This is a genomic window from Wolbachia endosymbiont of Cylisticus convexus, from assembly GCF_003344345.1.
Window position 1 is genome coordinate 1 of record NZ_QPIP01000208.1, and the last position, 1256, is coordinate 1256.

At 34.6% G+C, this 1256-nt stretch carries 2 pseudogenes; one reads left to right on the forward strand and one right to left on the reverse strand.

What is annotated here, in order from left to right:
• A pseudogene (locus Wcon_RS10470) lies at window positions 1-673 on the forward strand (IS630 family transposase); the annotation flags it as partial.
• Window positions 674-751: 78 nt separating this feature from the next.
• Here Wcon_RS10470 and Wcon_RS12360 read toward each other — a convergent pair.
• Window positions 752-1256 (reverse strand): annotated as a pseudogene (locus Wcon_RS12360) (IS5/IS1182 family transposase); the annotation flags it as partial.

The following is a 1256-nucleotide window of genomic DNA, read 5'->3' on the forward strand; positions in this document are numbered from 1 at the left end:
AATCACAAAATTACTGACTGGAATAAATTTACTGAATTTGCTAAAAAATATGGTGGAAAAACTCTATCGGAAATGGCTAAGCTTTGGAGCAATGTTAGTATCCCAACGATTCATCGAGCTCTTAAAAAAATTGGACTCACACGCAAAAAAAGACATATGGATACAAAGAAAGGGACGAAGAAAAACGCGCTGAATTTTTGAAAATTATAGCAACAAAAGAACCTCAAAACTTAGTTTATATAGATGAGTCTGGCATTGATAACACCGAGGACTACCCTTATGGATATTGCCAGAAGGGACAGAGGTTTTATGCTCTAAAATCTGGTAAAAAAATTCAACGAATCAGTATGATTGCAGCCTTAAACGGCAGGAAAATAGTTGTTCCGTTAACATTTGAAGGCCACTGTAATATGTTAATAAATGGTTTGAGCAGTTTCTGACACCGATTTTGAAACCTGGACAAACTGTTATCCTTGATAATGCTACTTTTCATAAGTCTAATAAGATTACTGAATTTGCTAAAGGAGTTGGCGCAGAAATTTTATATCTACCGCCTTATTCTCCCGATTTTAACAAAATTGAGCATCATTGGTTTGCTATAAAAAACAGAGCTAGGAAAAACATCCCTCTATTCACATCTTTTCGTCATGCTGTTGATTCCGCTTTTCTATAAGCTTTTCGGACTATTATGAAAAGAGCTATACTTTTCGTCTAGGAAATAGATTTCTAATAGGAATTGATAACGCCTCTGCTAGGATTTTTGAAAATTGCGATAGGTATGCGACATAAAATCTTAATTTCACGGATTTTATGCTCCACCTAAATGATGCCAGCTTCCGATTGTTGATCATCCGTCAGCCCGATACCTTTTATGTGGAATTACAACGTTACTCTCAATTTTTGCCACCCCAGAATCTGCATACTTTATATTCTCTTTTGGCAACATTTTTTCCTGTTTTCGTATCTTAAAATCGTGCTCTGTGTGACACTGATAGAATTTGCCCATCTTCTCTTATAACAATTTCCGTTTTCATTGTGTTTACTCTTTTCTTTCCAGAATAAGACAATTTTCCTATCTTTTGGCCGTTGTATTGGTTACATCTGCTAATATCTTCAAAATTCTTTCTGGCCTGTCCTTTTTTATTGAGATTTTTTTAGCCAAAAGTGGTTCCATTTTCTTGAATAATCGGCAAATGTTTGAGTTATACAAGTTACTCAAGAATCGGTGTGTTATATAAGTTTGATAATACAGAATT